Origin of the sequence: Aquimarina sp. MMG016 (genome assembly GCF_018100805.1) — a bacterium.
GTDB lineage: Bacteria > Bacteroidota > Bacteroidia > Flavobacteriales > Flavobacteriaceae > Aquimarina.
The window spans coordinates 368,324-390,492 of sequence record NZ_JAGJEA010000004.1 but is presented as its reverse complement, the minus strand read 5'-3'; the positions used below and the strand labels follow the sequence as shown (position 1 = coordinate 390,492).

Annotated in this window: 22 protein-coding genes; 15 read left to right on the top strand and 7 right to left on the bottom strand. The window is 32.5% G+C overall.

Annotated elements, in window-relative coordinates:
- Window positions 1-74 precede the first annotated feature (74 nt).
- Together J8M14_RS10890 and pafA are read right to left on the bottom strand one after the other, a co-directional pair.
- On the bottom strand, window positions 75-971 hold the full coding sequence (locus tag J8M14_RS10890; protein ID WP_211074641.1) for a YihY/virulence factor BrkB family protein: 897 nt from the start codon (window positions 969-971) through the stop codon (window positions 75-77).
- A 10-nt stretch (window positions 972-981) separates the two neighbouring features.
- The gene (gene pafA, locus J8M14_RS10885; RefSeq protein ID WP_211074640.1) at window positions 982-2,625 is read right to left on the bottom strand and encodes an alkaline phosphatase PafA; all 1,644 of its coding nucleotides are present in this window, start codon (window positions 2,623-2,625) and stop codon (window positions 982-984) included.
- A 156-nt stretch (window positions 2,626-2,781) separates the two neighbouring features.
- On the opposite strand from pafA, the gene J8M14_RS10880 reads away from it, so the two are divergent.
- The 6 genes from J8M14_RS10880 (at window position 2,782) to J8M14_RS10855 (ending at window position 12,400) form a co-directional block, all read left to right on the top strand.
- Window positions 2,782-4,233, top strand: a complete 1,452-nt coding sequence (locus J8M14_RS10880; protein ID WP_211074639.1) for a CotH kinase family protein — start codon at window positions 2,782-2,784, stop codon at window positions 4,231-4,233.
- A 157-nt stretch (window positions 4,234-4,390) separates the two neighbouring features.
- Window positions 4,391-4,969, top strand: a complete 579-nt coding sequence (locus tag J8M14_RS10875; RefSeq protein WP_211074638.1) for a hypothetical protein — start codon at window positions 4,391-4,393, stop codon at window positions 4,967-4,969.
- Between the two features lie 45 nt (window positions 4,970-5,014).
- Window positions 5,015-6,238, top strand: coding sequence for a Pycsar system effector family protein (locus J8M14_RS10870; RefSeq protein WP_211074637.1), 1,224 nt, complete (start codon window positions 5,015-5,017; stop codon window positions 6,236-6,238).
- An 8-nt stretch (window positions 6,239-6,246) separates the two neighbouring features.
- Entirely contained in the window at window positions 6,247-7,782 is a 1,536-nt protein-coding gene (locus J8M14_RS10865; RefSeq protein ID WP_211074636.1) for a GH3 auxin-responsive promoter family protein, read from the top strand.
- 5 nt (window positions 7,783-7,787) lie between these two features.
- Window positions 7,788-11,498, top strand: a complete 3,711-nt coding sequence (locus J8M14_RS10860; protein WP_211074635.1) for a metallophosphoesterase — start codon at window positions 7,788-7,790, stop codon at window positions 11,496-11,498.
- 8 nt (window positions 11,499-11,506) lie between these two features.
- Window positions 11,507-12,400, top strand: coding sequence for a DUF6268 family outer membrane beta-barrel protein (locus tag J8M14_RS10855; protein ID WP_211074634.1), 894 nt, complete (start codon window positions 11,507-11,509; stop codon window positions 12,398-12,400).
- Between the two features lie 4 nt (window positions 12,401-12,404).
- Here the strand turns inward: J8M14_RS10855 and cls are convergent, their stop codons facing one another.
- A complete protein-coding gene (cls, locus tag J8M14_RS10850) occupies window positions 12,405-13,826 on the bottom strand; it encodes a cardiolipin synthase (protein ID WP_211074633.1) in 1,422 nt (473 codons plus the stop codon).
- A gap of 129 nt (window positions 13,827-13,955) precedes the next feature.
- Here cls and J8M14_RS10845 point away from each other — a divergent pair, with 129 nt between their 5' ends.
- Window positions 13,956-14,372 carry an ArsC/Spx/MgsR family protein gene (locus tag J8M14_RS10845; RefSeq protein WP_211074632.1) on the top strand — a complete coding sequence of 139 codons (417 nt, stop codon included), beginning with the start codon at window positions 13,956-13,958 and terminating at the stop codon, window positions 14,370-14,372.
- Between the two features lie 368 nt (window positions 14,373-14,740).
- Here J8M14_RS10845 and J8M14_RS10840 read toward each other — a convergent pair whose 3' ends face one another.
- Both J8M14_RS10840 and J8M14_RS10835 read right to left on the bottom strand, forming a co-directional pair.
- Entirely contained in the window at window positions 14,741-14,923 is a 183-nt protein-coding gene (locus tag J8M14_RS10840) for a hypothetical protein (RefSeq protein ID WP_211074631.1), read from the bottom strand.
- Between the two features lie 31 nt (window positions 14,924-14,954).
- Window positions 14,955-15,119, bottom strand: a complete 165-nt coding sequence (locus J8M14_RS10835) for a DUF1328 family protein (RefSeq protein WP_211074630.1) — start codon at window positions 15,117-15,119, stop codon at window positions 14,955-14,957.
- Window positions 15,120-15,329: 210 nt separating this feature from the next.
- On the opposite strand from J8M14_RS10835, the gene J8M14_RS10830 reads away from it, so the two are divergent.
- From J8M14_RS10830 to J8M14_RS10820, 3 genes are all read left to right on the top strand, one after another.
- On the top strand, window positions 15,330-16,373 hold the full coding sequence (locus J8M14_RS10830) for an AraC family transcriptional regulator (protein ID WP_211074629.1): 1,044 nt from the start codon (window positions 15,330-15,332) through the stop codon (window positions 16,371-16,373).
- Window positions 16,374-16,550: 177 nt separating this feature from the next.
- The gene (locus J8M14_RS10825) at window positions 16,551-17,573 is read left to right on the top strand and encodes an AraC family transcriptional regulator (RefSeq protein ID WP_211074628.1); all 1,023 of its coding nucleotides are present in this window, start codon (window positions 16,551-16,553) and stop codon (window positions 17,571-17,573) included.
- A gap of 133 nt (window positions 17,574-17,706) precedes the next feature.
- The gene (locus J8M14_RS10820) at window positions 17,707-18,021 is read left to right on the top strand and encodes a hypothetical protein (protein ID WP_211074627.1); all 315 of its coding nucleotides are present in this window, start codon (window positions 17,707-17,709) and stop codon (window positions 18,019-18,021) included.
- Window positions 18,022-18,027: 6 nt separating this feature from the next.
- On the opposite strand, the gene J8M14_RS10815 is transcribed toward J8M14_RS10820, so the two are convergent.
- Entirely contained in the window at window positions 18,028-18,729 is a 702-nt protein-coding gene (locus tag J8M14_RS10815) for an SOS response-associated peptidase family protein (RefSeq protein ID WP_211074626.1), read from the bottom strand.
- A 242-nt stretch (window positions 18,730-18,971) separates the two neighbouring features.
- Here J8M14_RS10815 and J8M14_RS10810 point away from each other — a divergent pair, with 242 nt between their 5' ends.
- Entirely contained in the window at window positions 18,972-19,982 is a 1,011-nt protein-coding gene (locus tag J8M14_RS10810; protein WP_211074625.1) for an AraC family transcriptional regulator, read from the top strand.
- Window positions 19,983-20,188: 206 nt separating this feature from the next.
- On the opposite strand, the gene J8M14_RS10805 is transcribed toward J8M14_RS10810, so the two are convergent.
- Window positions 20,189-20,638 carry a PA2169 family four-helix-bundle protein gene (locus tag J8M14_RS10805; RefSeq protein WP_211074624.1) on the bottom strand — a complete coding sequence of 150 codons (450 nt, stop codon included), beginning with the start codon at window positions 20,636-20,638 and terminating at the stop codon, window positions 20,189-20,191.
- A gap of 378 nt (window positions 20,639-21,016) precedes the next feature.
- On the opposite strand from J8M14_RS10805, the gene J8M14_RS10800 reads away from it, so the two are divergent.
- From J8M14_RS10800 to J8M14_RS10785, 4 genes are all read left to right on the top strand, one after another.
- Window positions 21,017-21,229 (top strand): DUF2945 domain-containing protein, encoded by a 213-nt coding sequence (locus tag J8M14_RS10800; RefSeq protein WP_211074623.1) that lies wholly within the window; start codon window positions 21,017-21,019, stop codon window positions 21,227-21,229.
- Between the two features lie 4 nt (window positions 21,230-21,233).
- Window positions 21,234-21,464 carry a hypothetical protein gene (locus tag J8M14_RS10795; protein ID WP_211074622.1) on the top strand — a complete coding sequence of 77 codons (231 nt, stop codon included), beginning with the start codon at window positions 21,234-21,236 and terminating at the stop codon, window positions 21,462-21,464.
- 45 nt (window positions 21,465-21,509) lie between these two features.
- Window positions 21,510-21,614 (top strand): YqaE/Pmp3 family membrane protein, encoded by a 105-nt coding sequence (locus tag J8M14_RS10790; RefSeq protein ID WP_211074621.1) that lies wholly within the window; start codon window positions 21,510-21,512, stop codon window positions 21,612-21,614.
- Window positions 21,615-21,821: 207 nt separating this feature from the next.
- Window positions 21,822-22,166 carry a hypothetical protein gene (locus J8M14_RS10785; RefSeq protein WP_211074620.1) on the top strand — a complete coding sequence of 115 codons (345 nt, stop codon included), beginning with the start codon at window positions 21,822-21,824 and terminating at the stop codon, window positions 22,164-22,166.
- Window positions 22,167-22,169: the final 3 nt, after the last annotated feature.

The window sequence follows — 22,169 nt, the reverse complement described above, 5'->3', positions numbered from 1 at the left end:
ATTCCTTTTAGAAAAGAAGTATAGATTGAAAGAATTGTAGATATCCTAAATGACAGGAATAAGAATTTATAGGATTAATCAACTTTCTCCGCATAAGAGGCAGGTTGAATTCCTGCACCATATTTGGATGCGAGTATTCGTGTAAATTCTGCTCCAAAAAACAAAATAAGACTAGAATATGAGACCCATAATAGTATCAATATTACAGATCCCGCTGCTCCAAACGTGGATCCGGGATTTACCGTTCCAAAATAAATACCTAAGGCAGATTTGCCAATGCTAAACAGAATCGTTGTGATAAAAGCGCCCAACCAAACATCTTTCCACCTCATTGTAACATCAGGTAATATCTTAAACATGAAAGCGAATAATACAGTTGTAAGTAGTAAGGATAGCACAAAATTAATTACTTGTATCGCATATAAAATGAAATCTGGAAAATGTTGACTGATCCAATCTGTGGTAGCTGTAATTAGTGCCGTTAATACTAAAGAGGTCAGTAATAGAAATCCAATCATTAAGATCAGTCCAAGCGAAAAAATTCGATCTTTTATCATTTTTAAAATTTCGTTTTTTGGTTTTGGTTTCACTCTCCATATAGTATTTAAAGATTTTTGCAAGGCTATAAACATTCCTGTTGCTCCATAAAGTAGTGTAATTATACCAATGATAATCACCAAAGTAGATTGTTCTTGATCTACTGCGTTTTTAAGCATTACTTCTACTGTATTAGCTGCATCAATACCCAGAACTTCAGATATTTCTTTAATAATTTTACCTTTAACTTCTCTTTTTTCATAAAATAGTCCAGTGACCTGAATAATGATGATAAGTAAAGCTGGAAATGAAAACAACGAATAATAACTTACTGCAGCACTCATTTGGAACGGTTCATTAGAGCTCCAGTTTTTGTAAGTTGTGGTTAATATCCTAAAAAATGACTTTATGTTAATTGTTGTAGGTTTTTTCATAACGTAAAATTTAATCAAAAACTTCATTTAGAATGTTGCCTGAAGAAGCATTGGGTAAATTAATATCCAACAATGTGGCAATTGTCGGAGCTATATCTGATACAGTCGTTTTCTTAAAGGTTTTGCCTGGTTTGATACCTCGGCCATAAAATAATAATGGAATATGGGTGTCATAGTTATATCCACTCCCATGTGCAGATCCTGTTCTTGCGTATGCGATAACTCCTGGGTTTAAAATATAACAAACATCTCCGCTTCTTGTAAGATTAAATCCTTTTTGTATCAAACTTCCTATTCCTTCACTAAAACCTAAGGTTTGTAATTGTGTGCGGGTGTATACTTTAGCAATTTTATCTGATTGCAAGAGATGCTTTGCAATCCTTTGTTGAATTTCTTCTGCATCCAGAGCGTTTTTTTTAATGATTCTATAATTTAAAAAAACTTGATTATTGGTAATTGATTCAATAATACTATCTGTTTTATAAAAAGATTTGATATGATTTTTTAGCTCTAAATATACGGTTGCTTCCTTAAAGTATCCTGATGGTACTTTTATAGATTTTAGGTATTGAGGAACTTGCGTGGCTCCGTGATCCGATGTAAGAAAAACAGTGTATTGATTTTTACCTACTTTCTTATCTAAATTCAATAGCAAACGTTCTATGTCTTTATCTAGACGAAGATAGGTATCTTCGACTTCTTTAGAATTTACCCCAAAATTATGCCCAATGTAATCTGTACTCGAAAAACTGATTGTCAAAAAGTCTGTATTATTGTCTTTCCCTAATTCTTCTTCGGTTATGGATGCAACTGCAAAATCAATGGTTAAGCTGTTTCCAAATGGAGTATGCTTTATAATATCGTATTGACTATTAAATTCCTTAAGCCTTTGTAAATTATAAGGAAATATAGCTTTTTCTTTCCCTTTAAAACCTCTTTCAAATTGTGTGTCGTCAGGTCCACTTGAGGTATAAGAGTCAATTTCATATAGAGTATCCCAATCCTTAAAATAAGAATCAATAATGTTTGACTCGTTAAAATCTACAACCCACCGAGGTAGTTTATTCATATAGTATGAAGATGAAATCCAACTTCCTTGTCCTTTTCCTCTAAACCAATAAGCAGCATTGGCAGTATGCCCTCCAGAAAGGATTGCACCTCTGTCTTTGATCGCTATGCTAATCGTTTTACCTCGCATTTGAGTATGTAAACGATTTTGGTCAGCGATAGTAGTATTTTTCAGTTTGGTTGGCGACATTTTACCGTCAAAACTACTTGTGCCAACCGGAGAGACAGTGTTATCTTCAACGCAATATACTTTTTGTTTGCTTATTTTATTATACCAGGTATTACCAATAATTCCATGGTTTTTAGGAGTAGTACCTGTAAAAATGGAAGCATGTCCGGGAGCAGTAGTAGTAGGAATATAGTCAATATGATGATTTTTACAGGAAAAACCATCTTTAATCATTCTTTTAAACCCGCCTTCTCCAAATCGATCATAAAATCGAGTGAGATAATCATAACGCATTTGATCAACAACAATACCAACTACAAGTTTGGGTTTTATCTTTTTTTCACCATTTTCATTCCTTTGTTGAGTACTCGTAGAGAAAAAAAATAGTACGATGATACTTGTTACTCTAAAAATCATAAATTCAAAATCGTTATAAACTTCAAAATAGTCAAAAAGAAGATAAATTGATAGTGATTTATGAATACAGATAAAACTTATAGGGATTGAGTTACATTTTAGTGCTATTTTAATCGATATTCGTATTTTGAGAATAATGTTCACTAAAAAAACTCAATGAAGTTTAAAAAAGAGGTTCTTTTTTTATATGGTTTAACACTTTGCTGTTGCACTCAATTATTATCACAAGATATTGAGATGCTAACTCCGAAAAAAGAGCGTTATGGTATAGATCAAACACACAAAATTATTGTATGGAATTTTAGGATACTGGATACTTGGAATTCTAACAGCAATATGCTAAATATAAACTTTGAAGGAGGCTATGTGTTTTCTTCATCATTAGATAGTTTGTCATATGCAAAAAGTTATAGTGTAAACCACGGGAATGATATATTTAAACTATATATTACACAACTTCCGATTACTAAAATAACTATAGAAGAGGTTGTAAAAGACGATCCAAAGGTTTCTTCTCAATTTACATTTACTAACAAAGATAGTAGTAAGAATGCCTTAGCAGGTATAGAATTGCGAGGTAATATTTCTTTAAAATTTCCGAAGAAATCATATGATTTAGAGTTTTGGGAGGATGCAAAAGAAGAAATATCCATCGATAAACAATTTGGCAACCTTCGAGAGGATGATGATTGGATCTTAGATGGTTTGTATAATGAACCACTTCGTTTGCGATCTTATTTCTGCAATAAATTATGGTTGTCGATTCACAAACCTTCATACTTAAATCAAGAAGAAGATGCAAAAAGTGGCATTGACTTAATGTTTACAGAGGTTTTTTTGGATTCAAAATATATCGGAATATATGCGTTAACTGAACAAGTAGATCGAAAACTCTTACAACTCAAAAAACATAAAAAACGTAAAGTGAGAGGCGAGCTATTCAAGGCGGGAAGTCATAATGGTGCTCCAGCATACAAGATGGCACCAAAGTATAAAAATATTTTTCCACATTGGGCCGGTTACGAAATTGAATATCCTTTTTTGAATTATAAAGCGCAATGGAAAAACATTTATCGATTTACCAAGTTCGTGATTAAATCCAAAGATTCTACATTTAAGAAAAAAATAGCTCAAAAGTTTGATCTGGATAACGCAATAGACTACTTTTTATTTATTAATCTAATTCGAGCTACCGATAATTTAGGTAAAAACTTCTACGTGGCGCGGTACGACAAAAAAACGCCATACTTTAATGTTCCTTGGGACTTAGACGGTGTTTTAGGTACAATTCAAGATGGAAAAAGAATCCCAACTACAGATGATATTTTGAGTAACGGTTTGTTCGATCGTTTGCTAAAAGTAAATCCAGATAACTATCGACAACGCCTTAAAAATCGTTGGTTGAGTCTAAGAGAAGGAGCTTTTAGCGACCAAAATTTATTCAACACTTTAAGAGAAATATATAAACACTTCAATCAGAATAAAGTGTATGAAAGAGAGATGATGATATGGCCATCAGATGTTTCTATGTCAGAACATCTAGAATATATAGAATCGTGGTTGTCCAAACGATTAATTTTTTTAGACGACCATTTTGAAAATCTATGATAGTTTTAAAATATATTAATCAAAAGAGTTACTCTTTCTTTCATATGCATTAAGGTCTACAATAGGGTCTAATTATCTTGCTAAACATAAAATGCAAAGACCATTATTTACGAAAATGATAATTAATAGTCAATTAGTAGTTGCCTTAATCATATGTATGAACTTTTTCACAGATTCAAAAATATACGCTGAAAATAAAATAATTCCGGAGAATATTCTGAAGGAAGTTAATACTGCCTTATCGCATTATCCTGAATTAGGAAAAGTATACATTGAATTTAAATTCAAACCTTCATTGAATAAATCATTCATGAAAGCACAACCGAAATTCTCTACACTTTTAAAATCTAAAAGAAAAAGAAGGTATGTGATCCTTATGAGTAAAGTTTTTAAGATAGACGGATTAGAATTAAAAATCAAAGACGTTCCTTCAGATGTTTTAATAGGTTGGATTGGTCATGAACTTGGACATATCTTAGATTATCATGAGAGAAGTAGTCTGAATTTAATTGCTTTTGGTTTAAAATATTGGCTTTCTAAAAATTATATAAGAGAAGCAGAACGCGTGGCCGACACCTACGCAGTTTCACATAACATGAAGGACTATATATTGGAAACTAAAAGGTTTATACTTAACCATAGTTCGCTATCAGAAAAATATAAAGCACGAATCAAACAGTTGTATTTATCTCCCGATGAAATAATGTTATTAGTTAAAGAACAAGAGAAAGGTTAACTCATTTTGTTCTTACCTTAGATGAAACTAATTAATATAAGAAACATGGAATCAATACTAGAAAAAGCTGAAGGCTACATATTTAATCTTTTTAAAAATGACTTACCAAAGACATTTTTATATCACAATTTTTTACATACACAACGAGTGGTAGAAAGTGTCAAAGAGATTTGTGAAGCTTCTGACGTTAATGACGAAGAAAAAGAAATTTTAATCCTTTCGGCCTGGTTTCATGATGCTGGTTACATAAAGAGCACTGAAAACCACGAAGAGGAAAGTGTTTTAATTATTGAAGGTTTTTTTAGAGATCAGCCAATTGATAAAGCAAAAAAACAAAAAGCAGTTGCTTGCATAAGAGCCACAAAGTTTGATCAGGAGCCAACAACTAAGTTAGAAGAAATACTAAAAGATGCAGATAGTTCACACTTGGCAAAAGATTATTATAATGAAGTAAGTGAATTACTGAGGCAGGAGTATAGTTTACAAGGAATTGCAGACTATTCTTCTGTAGCGTGGAGAAAAGAGAACTTGAAGCTTTTTACTGAAGAGCACAAATATTACACCAGGTACGCAATTGAAAATTGGGAGCCCATTAAAAATAAAAACCTTTTAAAGATTGTAAAGAAAGGTAAAAAAAGAAAGAAGAAAAGGAAAAAAGAGGATTTAAAGGCTAAACTAAAAGCAAAGTATAAAAATGAAAGTCCCGAAAGAGGAATTCAAACGTTATATAGAGTTACCCTAAGAAATCATATTAAACTTAGTGATATAGCAGATACCAAAGCAAATATTCTACTTTCTGTAAATGCAATCATTATTTCGTTGGCGCTCGCTAATTTGATTCCAAAATTAGATGCTCCCTCAAATAGACATTTAATGATCCCTAGTTTGATATTAGTATTGTTTAGTGTGGCGGCTATCATCCTTTCTATTATGTCCACGCAACCAAAAGTTACCGGAGGAGAATTTACCAAGGAGCAAGTAAAAAATCGAAAAGTAAATTTATTATTCTTCGGAAATTTTTTCAAGATGCCTTACGATCGATATCAGGAAGCAATTGATGAGGTAATTAATGAGAAGGAATATGTGTACAAAATGTTAACCAAAGACCTCTATCTCCTTGGTGTAGTACTGCAAAGAAAATATAAGCTTTTGAAGATCACATATATAGTTTTTACCATCGGAATAATACTCTCGGTAATCGCATTTATTTTTGCTTTTGCCAACGTAGAACTTGCCGAAAAGGTAGCAGAACCAATTATTTCAAAATAAAAAACTTCATGGAAATTATAGGAAGTATTATTAAAGGAGCAATAAACTTGAAGGGAGCGCTAACTTCAGAACCGAATCATGTGGATGCGCAACAAAAAGTACTGGAGAAGTTGTTGAAAACAGCTTCCGGAACTGAATTTGGGATGAAGTACGATTTTGAGAGCATACTGAAGGCTAAAAATATTCAGGAAGAATTTGCAAGTAAGATTCCGTATTTCGACTATCATCAATTGTTAGAACAATGGTGGCACCGTGTCATTGACGGAGAAGAGAACGTTACCTGGCCTGGTAGTCCGGATTATTTTGCGTTAAGCTCCGGAACCACCGGAAAGAAAAGCAAACGTATTCCAGTCACCAATGATATGATTGAAGCGATTCGTAGTGCAGGAATCAAACAAGTGGAAGCGCTATCTAACTTTGATTTACCGGCATCTTTTTTCGAAAAAGGAATCATGATGTTAGGCAGTTCTACCGATCTACAAGAAAGAAACGGCCATCTGGAAGGTGAAATTAGTGGAATTAGTGCTAGTAACATTCCTTTTTGGTTCGAGGGTTATTATAAACCCGGAAAAGAAATAGCAAAGATTGATGATTGGGATAAGAGAGTACAAAGAATTGCGGAAAAAGCAAAGGATTGGGATATTGGTGCGTTAAGCGGAATCCCTTCTTGGATGGAATTAATGTTGCAAAAAGTAATTGATTACCATAAGGTTGAAACCATTCACGATATCTGGCCAAACCTGCAGGTGTACACTTCTGGAGGGGTTGCCTTTGCTCCCTATGAAAAAAGTTTTAATAGCTTGTTAAAGCATCCGATTAATGTCATCGATACATATTTGGCTTCAGAAGGTTTTATAGCGTATCAAGAACGCCCAGAAACTGATGCTATGAAGTTGATTACTGATAATGGAGTTTATTTTGAATTTGTTCCTTTTCAACCAGAATATATTAATCAAGATGGTTCCCTAAAACAAGATGCTCCGTCTATCACCCTTGCAGAAGTAGAACTAGATCAAGATTATGTATTACTGATAAGTACAGTTTCTGGAGCTTGGAGATATATAATCGGAGACACCATAGAATTTACTGATGTAGAATGTGCTGAAATAAGAATTACCGGAAGAACCAAGTTTTTCCTGAATGTTGTCGGATCACAGTTATCAGTAAATAAAATGAATACTGCCTTAAGAGAGTTAGAGGAAAAATTTGATATAGAAATACCAGAATTTACCCTTGCTGCTACCCGAATTAATGATGAATTTCATCACCATTGGTATTTAGGAACAGATAGTTCTGTTGATAATGAAACCTTATCGGATAAACTGGATGAGGTATTAAAAAATGCAAACAAAAATTATAAAGTAGCTCGCAGTAAAGCGCTAAAAGGAGTAAAAGTAACTACCGTTCCCGTAAAGGTTTTCTCAGAATGGAGCGGATCTCAAAAGAAAAAAGGTGGACAAGTTAAAATGGAACGAGTAATGTCTGAAGAAAAATTTGCAGAGTGGGAATCATTTGTTTCCGAAAATATTTCTACAATAAACTAATTATTATGAATTATAAGTATACTTTCATTGTTGTACTAACCTTACTTGTGTGGGGTTGTGCTTCATATGAACCAAAATATCGAGAATCTTTTGATGACACTGTGCAACCAGAGAATAATGAGATAGAAAAGACTTTCTATCTCATAGGAGATGCAGGATATGCAAAACCCGGACAAAGTACCCCCGCTCTGTTGGCACTAGAGAAATATTTAGAAGGACATAAAAAAAAAGGGAATTATACCATTTTTCTGGGTGATAATATCTATCCTGATGGGATGCCTAAAAAAGATAAAAAAGACAGACCGATCGCAGAGCATCGTCTGGATGTTCAGATAGATGCGGTAAAAAATTTTGATGGCCAGGTATACTTCATTCCTGGAAATCATGACTGGTATAACGAAGGCCTAAAAGGACTTGAAAGAGAGGAAAAGTATTTTGAAGATAAACTTGATGATAAAAAACTCTTTAAACCAAAAACAGGATGCGCTTTAGAAAGTATAGAAATCACAGAGAACATACAGCTAATTATTTTGGACTCTCAATGGTATCTCGAGGATTGGAATAAACATCCAACGATCAATGATAATTGTCCGGAGATAAAAACCAGAGAGGCCATGTTTTTAGAAGTAGAGAGTGAATTTAAAAAAAACCAGGACAAAACTATTTTATTTGCATTACATCATCCTTTATACACAAATGGTATTCACGGTGGTAAATATGCGCCAATAAAACATATCTACCCTTCACAAAAAAAGATTCCACTACCTGTTTTAGGCTCTTTGGCGATGCAGATTCGTACTAGCGGAGCTATTTCTACGCAGGATAATCAAAATAAACAGTACAAATCGCTAGTTCAGCGATTAGAAACATTGGCAAAAGGAGCTAACAAAATCATTTTTGCCTCAGGACATGAACATTCGTTGCAATATATAGAACACAACGGTATTAAACAGATTGTATCCGGAGCTGGTGCTAAAAATTCATATGCTGCTTTAAGTAACGATGGAATCTTTGCCTATGGTGGTCAAGGGTTTGTTAGATTGGATATGTATAAAGATGGATCTTCTTGGGCTTCTTATTTTGGAAGTAAAAACAATAAACCAGAATTACTTTTTAAAAAAGAAATTTATAAAAAAACACCCACTTATGATGTTGAGTCAATTCCTGGAGTTACTCAGCAGGTAGTTGAAGCGTCTGTATATGAAACAGAAGGAACCGACCGAACAGAGTTTTACGAGAGTATTTGGGGGGATCATTATAGAGAACTATATGGAACTAAAATAAAAGCAAAAGTTGCTGTTCTAGATACATTATATGGTGGATTAGAAGTAGTCCGAAAAGGAGGAGGGCACCAAACCCGTTCTATCCGATTACAAGATAAAGACGGAAAGCAATTTAATATGAGAGCGCTTAAGAAAAGTGGAATTAAATTTTTGCAATCCACGGTTTTTCAGAATAATTATGTAGAAGAATCTCTGGAAAACACGATTTCAGAAGATATTCTACTTGACTTTTATACGGCAGGGCATCCCTACATATTTACCGTAATTCCAGAACTTTCTGATGCTGTTGGTGTTTTTCACACCAACCCCAAACTTTATTACATACCTAAACAGAAGGCTCTTGGAAAATTTAATGCGGAATTTGGTAATGAATTATATATGATCGAAGAGAGACCGGAAGAGAACCATAAAGACTTAGCTTCTTTTGGTAAACCGGACGATATAGAGAGCACAGCCGATGTATATGAAAGGCTGCGAAGAGACGAAAAATATAAAATCGACGAACCGTCGTATATAAGAGCCAGAATTTTTGATATGCTAATTGGTGATTGGGATCGTCATCAAGATCAGTGGAGATGGGCAGAATACGAACTAGAGAATGGAGATCATATTTTTAAACCTATACCAAGAGATAGAGATCAGGCTTTTTCTAATTTTGATGGTGGATTTCTGGGAACTTTAAGAGGTTTGATGGGATTTGCTAATCAATTTCAGGTATATGATGATGAGTTAAAAGATGTAAAATGGATTAACTCCTCGGCAACCAGACTGGATAGAACCTTAATCAGAAATAGTGGAAGAGATGAATGGTTAAAACAAGCAAAATATATACAAGAAAATCTTACTGATAATGCTATTGAAAACGCTTTCAGGAATATTCCTCCCGAAGCTAAAGGAAAAGATCTAAATACTATAATAAAAAATCTAAAAGGAAGACGTAAAAATATCGTAGATATAGCTGATCGATATTATGATTGTTTAACGCGTCTTTCTATAGTAATGGGAACCGATAAAGATGATCTTGTAGAGATTTATCGGATGAAAAATGGTAAGACTAGAGTGAGAGTCTACAGAATAAAGGATGGCCTGAAAGGAGTAATGTTAAGTGATAAAACATTTGATAAAAAAGAGACCAAAGAAATTTGGATTTATGGATTGGATGATGATGATGTTTTTGAATCTACTGGTGAAGTTGATAATCCTATACGAATTAATATTGTTGGAGGACAGAATAACGATATCTATCGATTCAATAAAGGACATAAAATAGCTGTTTATGATCATAAAAGTAAACCTAATACTATCGAGAAAAAAGGTGGTGCAAAAATCCGCTTTACAGATAATTATCAGATCAATAATTTCGATAAGAATGAAGATGTGTTAACTACTTCTTCTGTATTACCGGTGATTGGTTTTAATCCGGATGACGGAATACGAATTGGTCCTATGGCAATTTTTACGATTAATGGCTTTCATCGTAATCCTTTTTCCAGTAAGCACACATTCTCTGGAGGATACTATTTTGCTACTCAGGGATTCGATATTGGCTACTCCGGAGAGTTTGCAGGAATATTAGGGAATTATAACTTACTAGTGGATGTAAGGTATACTAGCCCAAATTTTGCAGTGAATTTTTTTGGATTTGGAAATGAAACTGTAAATAATCAAGATGAATTAGATTTTGATTACAATCGAGTAAAATTAAGCACATATAGTACTGCACTGGGAGCAATTAAAAAAGGAAGATTAGGTAGTTATTTTGAATATAAAGGATCTATCGAAGGAATAAAAGTCGATGATACAAATGAGCGGTTTATTACACTAGAAGCTGGTCTGCCTAATCTTGAAGCCTTTGAGCGAAAATGGTTTGCCGGTTTAGATGGAACATATGGATATGAAAGCTATGATGTGACGGTAAACCCGACTAGAGGTATGAAATTCGAAATCAATGTAGGCGGAAGAATGAATGTGGATAATACGGACAGAACTTTTGGATATATAAAACCATATCTGGGCTTTTATAACGCTTTGAGTAGAAATAGAAAGCTGGTATTAAAAACAGCCGCTAAGGGGCAATTTAATATTGGAGAAAATTTTGAATTTTACCAAGGGGCACAACTAGGTGCTGACAATCTGTTAAGAGCTTATAGAACCGAACGTTTTACCGGGCAATCCGCACTGGTAGGAAGTGCTGATATTCGTTACAGTTTTAAACAATTCAAAACCAGTGTATTGCCCTTGCAGATAGGAATTTTTACAGGCATAGACACAGGAAGGGTTTGGATTTCTGATAATGATCAATCTGATAAATGGCATAGTAGTCTTGGCGGCGGATTCTGGATGAATAGTGCTGATGCTTTAAGCGCTACTTTTAATTTATTTACCGGAGAAGACGGAGCGAGATTTTCATTTTCTTTCGCTTTCAAATTTTAACTGAAATTATGAAAAAATATGTTTTATTCTTTTTAGTTCTAATTTCTGGCGTAGCTGTTCAATGTCAGGTGTCAGATCTTGCAAGAATAGAATATACTTTTTTTCCGCAAAGAGATAGTGATAATTCCTTTAGGAGATTACGAGTATTTGCTAAATATCCTATTAAACTAAATGAACAAGGCAGTTATTTAGTGCCTGGTATAGAATACAGAAACGTTAATTTTATTTATCGTGATGAAACCGATTTTGACACAAACGAATTAGAGCGTTTCAGTTCCTTTGAAGGCACTCTGGCATACACATTCAAATTAAAAAATAATTGGCGTTTTGCAGCACAAGCGGGAGCTATTGTTGCTTCCAACTTTGAGGGAGACGGGTTAAATAATGATGATGTGTTGTTCACTGGGTCTATCTATTTTGTTAAGGATCAAACTAAAGAAGTTATACCAAAACCTTGGCGACTAATTCTTGGGATTCGGTATTCTACTACCGCAGGAAGACCTTTTCCGTTACCCTTTGTAAATTATTATAGAGAATTTCGTCCGTATTGGTCCTTTGTTTTAGGAGTTCCAAAATCCAATATTAAAGTTCGTTTCAAAAGAAGAAATGCATTGCAAGCATTTGTGACATTAGATGGTTTTTTTGCCAACATTCAAAATAATAGAAGTTTTACGGATGTCGTGACTTCTGAGGAGCAAGTGGCTAATAATATTTCAATGACCATCGTATTGTCTGGGATTGGATATGAAAGGTACCTAACAGATCACTTTGTTTTATACACTTATACCGGTTTTACGCTCATTAATGATATAAGATTACGTAATGAAGATCAGGAAAATGTATCGACTATCAATGATAAAAATAGTTTTTACATCAGGGCTGGATTAAAATTTAAAATTTAGACAATTACAGCAGTGGGCTAAAGAATCTGGCAATTCCTTCTGAAAGCTTTCGTTTCAATGGACGATTTTTATAGGTTTCATATTCGAGTAAAACACCTTCATCGCAGTCTTCCATAAAATCTTTACAGATACTTTCTGCGATGGTTTTGTCGTAAATAAGGGCATTAGTTTCAAAATTATGTTCAAAACTTCTGTGATCGAAATTTCCAGAGCCTACGGAGGCAATTTCTCCATCCATAACAATTACCTTACTATGTAAGAAATCATCTTTTTGTTGATAGATTTCAATTCCTAAAAAGAGTAATTCTTCGAAAAATGACAGCATACTGTGTTTTGCTAACCACGAATCTGATTTTTTAGGCACAAGTAGTTTAATATTGACTCCGCTTAATGCAGCAATTCGTAAAGCTTCAAGCATAGCGCTGTTTGGAATAAAGTAAGGGTTAGAGATATAAATATACTCTTCTGCCAGATTGATCATTGATATATATTGTTGCATAATTGAAGGATGATCCGAATCTGGTCCCCCAGCTATAATCTGAATAGCTACATCGCCTTGCCCTTCAATTTCAGGGAGATAAGCGTTTTTCAATAGCAATTCCTGATCACTTGCAAAATAGTAGTCTTTGATAAATACACGATGTAGATGATCAACCGCTGGACCTTTTAAAAACAAATGAGTGTCATCCCAAATACCTAGTTCAGAATTGGGTTTGATGTATTTGTCAGAGATGTTAACACCGCCTGTGAAACCTACTTTTCCGTCTATTATTATAATTTTTCTATGATTTCGATAATTTAATGTGAACAAAAAACTTCCATAATGCAAGGGCATTATTGGAAATACTTTTGCACCTATATCTTTAAATTTTTTGATTGCCTTCTTACGCAAAGAGTAACTTCCTATTGCATCATATAAAATACGCACTTCAACACCACTTTCTAATTTTTCTTTTAAGAGTGAATAAAGTCTGTCGACTAACTCCCCTTCTTCAAAAATATAATATTGTAGATGTATGAATTTTTCTGCCTTTTTCAATTCTTCAAAAATAATTTCGAATGTTTTCTCGCCATTCTGTAGTACATTCACATCATTGCATGGTTGTGCAGCAAAATCCGAGCTATTTCGCATTAACTTAGATAGTTTTAAAGCTTTTTTGTTAGTGAACTCAACTTCTCGTTTTTTTGTTAATCGACTTCTAAAGTTTTCATCGTAAAGACGTCTTCTTACCGTCTGCTTTAACTTAAAAAATTTAAATCTCCTTCTGTTAATTCCAAAAACTATGTATAAGAGAATTCCAAAAAACGGAAATATTAAGACAATCAGAAGCCAGCTGAGAGATTTGGTTGGTCGTGATCCGTACAAGATTATATGCACAAAAGCAAGAAGATTGAGAATGGTATATAGACTAATAGCAATAATCATATGAGTATAAGTTTAATTTCATTTTGGTATTAGTACTTTAATTTTTTGAATGAGCTACCATTTATTTGGATCGGATCATCGCAGTAGTTGATAAAGGGATAATTTTCTAAAATTAAAAATTTAATTATTATGGGAGTTATTTCAACTGATAAAAATAAGATTACATTAATTTATAATTCCGAAGAATCTTTAGGTAAACAAACTTATAGTTATGTTAGTGCATCAAAAAAAAGTATTTTGGTTATTGATACAGCCAAAACTCAAATCTCTGGAACACAATGGTTAGAAATTGCTGAAAATCTCGGCCTTCATATTACTGATTTGATTCAGAAAAAGTATCCGAATTATCAGGGTTTGTATGATCCAGAAACATCTATGAGTACTCATGATTGGTTAAAGATTATTAAAAAGAATCCTCGTATCATAAGAAGGCCCATTTTAATTTTAGGGGAATCATTTTATCAAATTGAAAGTCCTTCGGATTTTGTGAAATTTATAGAACCAGACAGTGCTGGGGTATCTAGAAATCCAGCAGAAAAAAAGTGATTTCAAAGAATTTTACCATCACATTCTAAAATTGTTATTTTTTAATAACTCTTAGCTTAAATTGTTTTGGTGGTTATATGCGTGCTTAGTATTGCTTACCACGTTCTAAGGATTTTTTCTTTAATTACGATATCTTTTTTAAAGCCAAATCACGAAAATTTAATTTGTTAGATTAAAATATTCACAAAATAGATGCACATCATCAAAAACATGATAAAAAAGAAATTGATTGCAATCCGAACTATTTTTTTTAATTGAAAATTGCCCATTTATTCTTAGGATAAAGTTGATTAATGAGTTTAAAAAAAACAGGTAATGGCCTACCCTTATTACCTGTTCTTTAGAGCTGTTAATGTAGTGGATAACGATTAATTATCATCCGTAGCATCTTCAACAGCGTCTTTGACCTCTTCTGCTCCATCTTCCACTGCTTCTACAGTCTCTTCTACGGCATCTTCAATTTTTTCTCCAGTAGTCTTCTTTTCTCTACAACTTAATGTAGTTGCAACAATTAAGCACATTGCCGCAAATGATATGATTATTTTTTTCATAAAATTTAGTTTTAGTTAAAATTAGTTCCGCTTATGCTTTAAACCTTTTACCGAAAATAATTGATAAAAGAAATAATACGATAAAAACAAAAAATAAAATTTTAGCAATACCAGCAGCCCCTGCCGCAATACCACCAAACCCTAAAACTCCAGCAACTAGTGCTAAAATGATGAAAATTACTGTCCAACGTAACATATGATTATTATTTATTTAGTTTTTAAAACCTCTTCCTATAAGAGTGGTTTGATTTTCAAACCTTTACTATGGTAAATTTCTTCAAATACAAGGATATATATTAACTGTATCACTGGTTTTATTGACTCCATTACTTTTAAATATTAATTTTGATCAGATTCTTATTAAATAAGGGTATCTTTATTTAATAACAACTATTGACCAATATTAATGAAGAAAAAAATCGAGATAAAAGATGAGGATGTGAAGAGCATAATTGTCGATCTAGCCAGTAGTTTAGGCTGCGATTATGAAGAATCCCATCACGAAAGGTGCATGCGACTACCCGAAGAGTTTGGCTCTGGTTACATACGGTCTTTTCAATTTGATTTTGGGATAGGGGTAGTTGAAACAGATTATTTGTTGAAGAAAGACTTTCATTTCGAAATGAAAAAAGGTGTCGTACATCCATTAAAAATTATGTTTAACAGAGAGTCGAGTTTTAATTATAAGTTGCAAGATGATAAAGAATTTAGAGAGATAAGACGATTGGAGAATGTCATGCTTTCCAGCACTCCTAAAAATAACCACCTTTTTAAAATACCGGCGAATACACCAATTTGTATTTTCACACTTCAGATTAATCGAAAAAAGTTTGAAGAGAAGATAGAATCTTTTCTCCCTGATATGAATGATGATCTTATTGGGCTTTTTAGGGATGTAAATGGAATTAATGAATTTTATTATAAAAATTATTATAGTCTTGAGATTTCCAAGTTTATTTCAGAATTTACAGAATGTGAATTGACAGGATTTATGCGCCAAGTTTTTTTAGAGGGCAAAGCATATGAAATTTTAACCCACCAATTACAGCAATATCTGGATGATCTTAATCAGCCTGATAAGCGATTAATACTCAGACAAGCTACCGTAGAAAGTATTGAGCAAGCCGTTTCAATTATTAAAGAAGAAATAGAAACCATTGGTAACGTAGTCAACTTGGCTAAGCGAGTAGGCTTAAATCAAAATACACTCCAATCCGGTTTTAAACAGTTGTATAAAACCTCTGTAAACGAATTTATTAGAAATTATAGGATTGAGACTTCAAAAGATTTATTAGAATCAACAAGTCTTAATATTACCGAAATCACCTATAAGGTGGGTATTAATTCCAGAAGTTACTTTTCTAAACTCTTTAAGCAAAAATACGGCCTAACACCTAAACAGTATTTAGATCAAGTCAGAAATACTAAAGGTAGTTCGCAATCTGCATAAGGCTTTTTAAATCAGAAAAATAAGTCTGTTTAGAGTGTTTCTAAACCTTTTTTGACCATTTCTTGTGAGTATAAACTGATCAAAAGTGTTAGTATAAGTTTCAAAATTGTTAATCTGTTCACGCCAAATCTAATTTCTTTGTACAATTACTAAAGAAAAATAAGATTGAGTAGCAGCATGCAGAAAATTGAAATACGTAGTGTTGATGGTGCAGAGATTTTAGAACAATTAAACAATTATTTAAAAGGGAATTTAAAGCATCAGTGGGGAGAGTGTGTTCTAGAATTTGATAATGAATTCGGAAAAGGTATGATCAGAAGTATTGCTTTTGATTGGGGAGTAACCTTAGTTGATTACAATGTTAATTTTATAGAAGACACAAAAATTATTTTTAGTATCGAGGGTGCTAATCCTGTTGAGTTTGTTTTTGTTTCTGAAGGGAAACTAGAATATTTCAATAGTATTGATCAAGAATATCTTTCTATTGAGCGTTATCAGAATATTATTATATCCACTCAAAAACTGTCAAAGGAAACTTATATATTTCCGAAGACAGTATCGGTAAAGGTTAATTTTATCTATGTACTTCCAGTGGAGTACGCTAAGAAAAAAAATAGTAATTTATCGTTGCTAAGTCAGGGATTGTTATCCGTTTTTAATGGAGATAAAGATTCAGTACCTTTTAAACATCTTGGTAATTACAATCTCAAAATTGCGGATCAGATAAAACAACTCCAGGAAAGTCACGAAAGTGGTATCGTAAGAACGCTATCAATAGAAGGACAGCTCAATCTGATTATGGCAATGCAGTTGTTAGAACAACATAATTATGAGAATGATGCAGGACTACCGGAATCATTGAGTAAGGAAGATATTAAGAAAATCCATAAATTATCAGAGTATATCATTGATAACATTTCAGAACCTCTTTCTGTTAATACATTAGCTAGCCGAGCCGGGATAAGTTCAAAAAAACTACAGCTAGGATTTAAAGTTTTATATTCAAAATCTGTTAATGAATATATCAGGCAATTAAAATTGGAAATTTCCAGAGACCATATCAAGAATACTGACGATTCAATTTCTGAAATTGTATACAAAATAGGTCTCAAAAGTAGAAGTTATTTTTCAAAGATATTTTTTGAGCGATATGGAATCTTACCTACGGAATATAGAAAACGAATTAAAGTTAAAGAATAGCTGAATTTTCACTCTAATTTGGTATAGAAAAGTTTGTTTCTTCGGATTTATCTTATCTGGTTTCGTGTTTAAGGATAAATTGAGGAGTACCAACTTTTTTTTGAAATAACCCCACTCTAAAACCCAGAATTTAATGCAAAGGAAAAAAGCTATAGTACATCTAAAATTTAAAACTAGATTTTCTTTCGATAATGTTGTTAAAGTGACTCAGGAAAGACGAGAAATTCTAAAGAATACCAAAGGTTTGATTTCATTATTTTGCTTCTCTAATGACGAAACTAAAACCATTGGTGGAACGATGATATTTGATAATATTGAGCTAGCTCATCACTATTTAGGTAGGTTTATGACTGAAGGTTTAGGACCAAAATATGGTATAATTCCTATGACACTTAAAATAGAAGTAAGTACTATAACAGACGAAATTCAAGGTATTAATTGTAGTTAAAGAATATTACGGTATTGGTATGTCTTTGTAGTAAACTGGTGATAACATAGAATCGTAAGAAATATCGTTTTTAAAGAACTCTTTTGCAATTGGGTGAGCACAAAAATCCAAGTCTACTGGATTATTTAGGAGCAGATCTATTTCACTAATTTCTGAATCTGGATCCAACCAGGCTTTTTTAGATTCTTTAGCAATAAGTAAAGGCATTGTATCGTTCAGATTTTGAATGTCCTTTATAATTCCTTTTGCTTTAGTAGTTACTATAGAGCAAGTGATGAACCCGTCTTCTAAAGTGTTATAAATACCACCAAGATAAAAGGGCTTTTTAGAACTTAGGTATACATAATAGGGATAAAATGAACCATTATGTAGATGATAAATAAAAAAACCAGTGACGATTATGATACATCTTCTTTGATTATAAGCTTCAGAAAACATCCTAGTCTTAGAAAGATATTCTTTTGATATATTTAAAGTATTAAAAATCTTTTGAAAATCAGACCATTCATCTACATAGTTTTTAGGTAATAGTCCCCAAATCCCGTAGGATATAAAAGCTGGATTATCCATTGTAATTATAGATAATGTACACTCTTCGGAACCATCTAATATTGGAGAAGGTGAATGAAGTTTAGGAAATTTGTAGCTAATCCCAAACTCCTTTTCAATCAATTCTCTTTCTGCTATGTTAGAAATTTTCTTATACATCGTTTCCATATTACACTGCAAGTAAAAGAAATATAGCGAGTTAAATGATCTCTTATCATTTAAATAGTAACGCATTTGAACTGTATAAAATAATCAAATTCGGTTTTAACACGCTTTTGATCAATAAAGTTAATCAAAAATTCAAAAACGATAAGAGATTAAGTGTGTTTCTACTAATTTTGGATTGTAATATTAGGTGTAACTATTTAAGAATCAATGTTTTTAACTTCAATTAGAACATCATGGAAAATGTAAGAGGTAATGATTTAAAAGTATCATCTGCGTTAACTGCTATTAACAAATATCTTTTTGGAGAAATTGGTATAAATAAAGATATACAAACCCTTTCAATCAGTCCATTATTTGGTCGTGGACAGGTACGATATACAAAGTTACAAAATGGATTACAATCGTTTGATTTTAACCTTAATCTTCATGAAAATGTTGAAATTCCGGTTTGTTCAATGACAGAAAACTCTTTGCAGTTTGTATACTGTTTGGAAGGGTTTTGTGATCATCAATTCGAATCATTTGAACAAACAACCAGGATAGAGCAGTTTCAGACTGCTGTTATACATAGTGATAATGGGTTGTCAAGTAATTTGATCATTAAGAAAAACCGGCCTTTGATATTAAATATACTTTGTATTGACAAGCAGGAATATTTTGATAAATTTGGCCCTCAAAGCAATCAATTTAGTAAAACAATCAGAAACCTGCTAACGAGTATAAAAACAAAATCTAAACATTTTCATTTAGGAAACTATAATTTGAAAATTGCTGAACAACTGAAGTTATTGTTAGGAGTGGAGTATAATAATGAGATTTCTGAATTACTTTCTCAGAAAGGGAGATATTATTTAATTCTGGCAAAACATATTGAACAATTTCACGCGGAAATCGAAAACAAATCGAATACAAGTGGCCTACTTAAAAATGAGCTGACGGCAATCTCTGAGATCAGCGAGTACATAAAGAAGAACCCGGAAATTCAACATAGTATAAAGACCTTATGCTTACAATCCGGACTTTCTCCTGCGAAATTACAAGAAGGGTTTAAGTTCATGTTTGAAAGAACCGTCTCTGATTATGTGAGAAACGTACGTTTAGAAAAAGCAGAAAGACTTATCAAAACTACTGACTTAACTATATCCGAGGTTGTATACTCGGTAGGGTTGACTAGTAGAAGTTATTTCTGCAAAATTTTCAAAAAAAGATTCCATTACAGCCCAAAAGAGTATAAAATGAGATGATCTTTTTGTCATAAGAACTATTACTATTAAGTTTTTATAATCTTCATTTGGTTTTATCTGTCCATTTCTAATTAAAAATGATCAAAAACAGACTGTTAAAAAAAATTCAAGGAGGAAATTAGAAAAAAATCGCTTCTTTAAGTCCAAAATGGGATAATAGACGTAAAGAAGTGATCTTTTAGGAATATAACAATAAAAACTAATCTCTAGTTTAAATCCTCTAATCTCTTGATTGTAGATAGCCCGCTCTCAATTTTTTGTTTTTGCTTTGCTAAGATAGATTGTGTACTTGCCGGTAGTGAAGTTTCTGAAAGAACATCATTATATTCATCCACAGATGCTTTCTCTCCTCTAATGGCCTCTTCTAACATAGATTCTTCATTGTCAATTGATAGAAAGGACTTAACATCCATCCAGGCTCTATGTGCGCTCCCAGTAACACTACCACCTTTGTCCACATCTTGACTAAATGCTTTGATTTCATTTTTCAATTCATGACCAAAGTCATAGCGCTCTTGAGCTTTCTGATTAAAATAATTTTTTAGAGAGGAATGCTCTACATTTTCTGCAGCTTTTTTGAATCCTTTCTCTGCATCATACGTTTTTTCAAGTAAGTCGTTTAATTTGTTTCCAACGGTTTCAGAATACGTTGCCATAATTTATTAAGTTTTAAGTTTTACAGTATTTTATTAAGATGATACTGTTTTGCATCTTTTCATTCCATTTGATTTTTGGAAAATAATTGTCTAAAATTAATTTTTGTCTTGAACAGTCCTTTTGAGATAGATACTACTATGCCGAGAGCAAATCCACATACAAAAATTAGAAGTCTTTCTAGATCCATACGTAAGTTTTTCTAGACATTAAAATTACTTTATAAATGTAAAAAGAGATGGTTCTAATAAATCAAAAGTGAACTCATTTAATAATGCATTGTATTTGATAACTACATCCTTTTCAACGTTTTGAGTTAACATGTAATTCGATTGAACTAATACATAAGCTGGTTAAAACTCATCTTGGTAATAAAAATTATGATACGAAAAGGTACAAAAGTAAAATGGAGCTGGGGACAAGGTACAGCCACAGGAAAAGTGATTGATACGTATAAAAACAAAGTAACTAAAACCATTAAAGGTTCTGAGGTTACTCGAAATGGAGAAGAAGGTGATAAAGCATTATATATAGAGCAAGATGACGGAGATAAAGTCTTGAAGAATGAGAACGAAGTCACAAGGATAGATTAAAATAATGCTGGTCTTAAATTTTAGACTTACGATTAAAGAAAGAAACAAAGTAAAATGGAGTCAGGACAAAACCATTCTTTTTGGGACTGTTATCGAAACATATGCCTACAAAATCACTAAAGAACTAAAAAGAAAGTTCAACATAGATAAAAACGTAGCAAATATGGTTCTAAATATAAAGAGATCAGACGGTCTACATGTTCTGAAAAATGATACCGATGTATATCCACTATGATAAAACAACGGTATAATTAATAATGACCTTTTAAAAATTAATATAATGTCATTACTTATGATTATTCTTAATATTTTATTACCGCCACTTGCAGTTTTTCTAAAGCACGGTTTGGGAACAACCTTTTTAATCAGTCTACTTTTGACATAGATTGGATGGCTTCCAGGTGTTATTCATGCATTTATTGTTAACCAATAAAAGTTTCTGATGCAAACCAATGTTGGAATTACCCGTCTTTTGAGGATGATGTTTTTTGCAGAAAAAAAATATTAAAAAGCGGCTAACCGTGTTCAGATAGCAACTTTATCAAGGTTTTTAAACCATCAGAGTATATGTAGAAATAAATATACAAATGAGTTGAGCGAGGTATTTACTTATAACAACATCGATTTAAAAGTATCCCAGGTTGATAAAAATAAACTTAAGAGTATCATACCTGATTCTAAATTTTCTTTTGGAAAAAATCTACAGACTTCGTTGGTTCGTAGTTGTTTAAGCTATGATCAAAAAATAATTAAAAAATGTAACATTTGTTTGGAAGACAACTCGTTGCCTATAGATGTATTGGAAATATTAACTAGACTTAATACCTCCTTAATATTCAATGGTATAGAAGGAGATGATATCATTGAAGAACTTAGGAAAAAGGAATATGAGAAGGAGCAACTAAGATTTTTTAGGCTTCAGAGCGGTTATAGTTAGATT